Raw genomic sequence first — 4154 nt, forward strand, 5'->3', positions numbered from 1 at the left:
GAATAGGCACTTCCACCTTGGCGAATGTCAGGCATTACCAACTCGGCGCTCTCAAATTCCTTGATCTGTTCGGAAAAAGGGGCAAATTGATACAGATTCCAGCCGTTAACCTGCATTAATCAACCTCTACGCCTTCTACCAGCGCGGCAATTGCTTGCATCTCAGCTTCACTAATTGGCGTAATCAATTCCGGGTTAATTGTCATCTGGGCCTCAAGGAATGCCAAGAACGAAAGCATTACTTGGTCTTCCTGGTCGGAACTTTCGTCAACAATAGATGGCACAGACGAAACTAACATTTGCCCAGGAGCGATCATTGTCGCCTTTACCTCCCAAAATATAACAAATTGCGGTTGGCTTTTCCAAGCAGTGGGCGCCAAATTGAAGCGTTGCTCGGCCTCCCTTATTGCCGAGTCACTCAAGCTGCAAGGGCCATGGCGTCTTCCGTCAGGTACTCCACTTGCCAGACGGTTGGCCGCTTCGCGGAGCACTTTAGAACCAACTGATAACGCACCACATCATCGATCAACACGCCTGTCTGAGTGAGTTCGGCCAAGATTCCTGCCGGAACCATGTCGATCTCAAACAGGGTTTCATTCGCCGCCATTTTTCCGCGCATGACAATGCGCGGAAAAAGGCGAGATAGGATCGCCCGCTTGTGCTCCACCGGGACGATATTTTCTGAAAAGAGCAGTTCGACGATTTTCATCGGATCGACGATAGACAACTGAGCTTCGAGCGCCTTCGTGTCGATCAGCGCTATCCCGTTTTTCAAGCGGCTTACTGTCTGCTCTGCTTCAATACGGGTTTTGGTCGCCTTCTGAAACAGTGGCAACAAATAGGGGTCATCCTCTGCCATCTGTGCCATATTTTCGGCCAGGCGCTGACATATCCGTTCGGCGCGCGACAAAGCAACCTGTGCCAGAACAAGTTCGGCATCCAGCCCACCTGAGAGTCGATCCTGCAAACGGGATTTTAATGCCGTTTGGATTTCAGTACAGAGATTGGCCTCGATCAGCGTCTGGAGCATAGACGCAACGCCCGTCACAGACACATACCCAGGGGTATCAGCTCGAATCCCCACGGCCTTTTCCTGGTTGCACGACCCGCAGGTGAGGGTCCTCGTTCCATGAGATGGGGACGAAACATTCAGGGTCGAATGACAGCACCCACAAGTCACCAGTCCGGCCAGAAGATAGCGGCCACCGCCGTACCCGCTTCGACTTACCTTCCCATCGTTGCAGGTGGACCAAACGTCGTCTGGGACTATCGCCAACTGGGGCCGTGCGTAGGTTATCGACCCTTCGTCGTCGAGTCCTGCTTCTGCACGGCGACTGAGGTAAGTAGCACTGGCGCGGTACATGAACAGGCCTTTGTAAATTGGATTTTCGACAATTCGATAAACGGCGGCTTGCAACCACATCGGGGTCAGTGTGGTCTGTTCGCGCGTTCTCTTGTGCGTGCCTGGCCGGACCCCCAATTCATTAAGCGCCTTAGCGATTTTTGAGTAGGATTTACCTTGAACACGCCATGCAAATATCTGGCTTACGACCTTCGATTCCTCCGGCTGTATAGCCCAAGTGGTTCCGGTGGTTTTGCCCATCGCATCAGTTTCCTGCGTGGCACGATAGCCGAAGGGCGGAGGGGCAATCATAAAGCCTCGCTCGAGTTGCCCCTCCATGCCGCGCTTAACTCGATGCGTCGTCTCCTTTAGCGAAAACTGCGCCATGGCGCCGATAATGGATAGTTGCAATGTCCATGTTGGAGACGTGCTGTCGAGACCGTCGGCAGTGATTACCCTTACCCGGTGCTTATGAATCAGCTTGTCGAATTTCGCTAATTCATAAACGTCACGTGCCAGTCGGCTCAGTTCGTCAACGACCAGCAGGGAAAACTCGCCGGCTTCGATGCCGGCAATCAGTTGATCGAACCCAACGCGCTTGATTCGCCCTTTGTCCGAACCCGAAACGGCGGCATCCTTAAAAATAAGCGTATCGGGTACGGTTGCGCCATGGCGTTCTGCGATCTCCCGGCAACGCCGGATCTGGTCGTCGATCGACGTGTCCTTTTGATCCGCCGTGGAATATCGCGCGTAAATTGCTGCCAAGCAGAGCTCGATAATGCTCAGTTTCGCAAGTTTCGGTTTGGTTATTTTCATTTGCCTTATTCCTTTGATTTCAGGTGTTCAGCAGTTCCAGTTCCACACCCCGCGCGGTTTTCTTGTCGCTCGTTACACATCGCCCACAGTGATTTCGAAACAATCGACAGTTGCGGTCGGGGATAGCTCGTTGCTTCCGCAACTCCAAGCCCGGCCTCGGCTGGCTGGTCGAGACCGGCCGTGCGGACTCGATAGACGAACTGCCCTGCGTAAATCGGGTTGGCAAGGATCCGATTTACGGCGACCGGCAAGCACTTGCGGGGCTTGGTAGTGTTCTTCCAACGACCGGGTGCGATACCCGCACCATTCAGAGCATTGGCGATCTGCGCGCAGGACTGCCCTTGTTGACGCCATTGATAGATCAGCCGAATCACATCGGCCTCGTCGGGCTGTATCGACCAATAGGTGCTCTCGTAACAACCCTTCGAATCAACGCTCTTTTGAGCGCGATAGCCAAACGGCGGCCGGGTAACCATCCAGCCGCGTTCCAACGCCGTGCGGTGGCCATACTTCACACGCTGTGCGCATTCATAGAGATGAATGCGGGCCATTTCACCGATGAGGGAAAACTGCAACGGCAAGGCTAACGTCGTGTTGTCCAGACCGTCGGTGGTGATCATGCGCACACCGTGGCTGGCCATCAAGGCACCAAATTTCACTACTTCAGCGAAATCTCGGGACAGTCTGCTCACGCCGTCAACGACCAACAACGCAATCCCTCCGGCTTCAATTGCGGCATGCAGTTTGTCGAATCCGCTGCGCCTGCTTCGCTCCGTTTTTGGCCCGGAGACGAGAAGATCAGTGTAGATCTGAGCATCAAGCACCGAAGCACCTAGCCGCACCGCGATTTCGTGGCATCGCAGGATCTGGCTTTCGATTGAGTTGTCGTGTTGTTCGGCGGTTAGTCCTTTGGGCCGGGAAGACAAACGGTGACAAGCATAGATACTGGCGACGCATTTTTTTGCTGTGCCATCTGGCTTTGATTCTTTTCGCATGTTTCTAAATCCTTCACTTCGTTGATGTGAGCAACCGCGACGTCGACCAGCAGATCCACAAGATCCGACCATTCGTGTCTCATACACCGACACTCGAGTCGCGACGTGTTGTATTGCGGGGGGCATCGACCTCCCAAACCTGTATAGCGTCATCAAATAAAATCAGCTTGAGTTGGGTACTCCCGAACATTCGCCCACCCCAAAGTGGTGTTTTTTTGCACATTAACGTTCTCCTTACTGAAATTTACGGGGCGCACCTATACTCTTGGCCAGTGGCTTTCCAAACCGCTTCGTTGGAGCCGCCCCCCGCTGCTGGTGGCGTCTCTGGCGTGGACAGCCCTGTGACTATCAGCACAAATTTTTTGACCTACGAGCAGAAACGGAAGCGTTTCGTGTTTCAATTGCGCATACCCGCGAATCTGCGCACCAATTTCAACGGACGTACTACACTGCGTAAATCGCTGGGCAACATTCCGTACGAGCAGGCCGTCGTCCGTGCCCACGAATTGGCCACCCAGTATTTGGCGGAATTTTCCGCATTGCGACCGGCCCCGGCCGACGTACCGAGCGCGCCCGTAACTGTATTGAAGGTCACTGCCGAGACCGGGCATCAGTTCTCCGCGACTTGGCAGCATGAGGCGATTAGCGACCTCACCAAGCAGCTTGCACGCCTGCAAACCGCCCCGGAAACGGAATGGGAAAAGGCGATCGACTTCGGACAGGTGGCACTGAAGACAGCCCGGGAACAACTTCGCCGCAGCGATTTCCGTGAATTCCATGAGGCTCTGGCGGCACTCCAGCGCCAACATGGATTCACCCTGAACGGCGATACCGCAGACTTGGCCTTCGTGGCTCGACAGTTCAACGCTGCACGCGTGAGCTACCTCGCATCGGTACTGCATGTACTTGCAGGAACGCAAGGGGTCGATGCGCTCAACCCATCGCACCCCACCAGCCACTAGAATTACCTCCCCCCACCACACACCACAAACCCTGACTCCG

At 54.5% G+C, this 4154-nt stretch carries 4 protein-coding genes; 1 reads left to right on the forward strand and 3 read right to left on the reverse strand.

Annotated features, from left to right (window positions below; genetic code table 11):
• Nucleotides 1-115: 115 nt before the first annotated feature.
• The 3 genes from ACOYNV_RS26145 to ACOYNV_RS26155 are packed head-to-tail and all read right to left on the reverse strand — an operon-like array spanning nucleotide 116 to nucleotide 3152.
• Nucleotides 116-421, reverse strand: a complete 306-nt coding sequence (locus ACOYNV_RS26145; protein ID WP_422902747.1) for a type II toxin-antitoxin system PrlF family antitoxin — start codon at nucleotides 419-421, stop codon at nucleotides 116-118.
• Entirely contained in the window at nucleotides 418-2157 is a 1740-nt protein-coding gene (locus ACOYNV_RS26150) for a recombinase family protein (protein WP_422902748.1), read from the reverse strand. The genes ACOYNV_RS26145 and ACOYNV_RS26150 overlap by 4 nt, the downstream gene beginning before the upstream one ends.
• Before the next feature lie 5 nt (nucleotides 2158-2162).
• Nucleotides 2163-3152: a recombinase family protein gene (locus ACOYNV_RS26155; protein WP_422902749.1), complete on the reverse strand. Its 990-nt coding sequence runs from the start codon at nucleotides 3150-3152 to the stop codon at nucleotides 2163-2165.
• 341 nt (nucleotides 3153-3493) lie between these two features.
• On the opposite strand from ACOYNV_RS26155, the gene ACOYNV_RS26160 reads away from it, so the two are divergent.
• Nucleotides 3494-4114: a DUF6538 domain-containing protein gene (locus tag ACOYNV_RS26160; protein ID WP_422902750.1), complete on the forward strand. Its 621-nt coding sequence runs from the start codon at nucleotides 3494-3496 to the stop codon at nucleotides 4112-4114.
• Nucleotides 4115-4154: the final 40 nt, after the last annotated feature.

Origin of the sequence: Propionivibrio sp. (assembly GCF_049316945.1) — a bacterium.
In the GTDB taxonomy this organism is placed as follows: Bacteria; Pseudomonadota; Gammaproteobacteria; order Burkholderiales; family Rhodocyclaceae; genus Propionivibrio.

Bases quoted from the DNA above. Each gene is read 5' to 3' on its own strand.
- ACOYNV_RS26150 (WP_422902748.1), bottom strand. From the start codon at position 2,157: ATGAAAATAACCAAACCGAAACTTGCGAAACTGAGCATTATCGAGCTC.
- ACOYNV_RS26155 (WP_422902749.1), bottom strand. From the start codon at position 3,152: ATGCGAAAAGAATCAAAGCCAGATGGCACAGCAAAAAAATGCGTCGCC.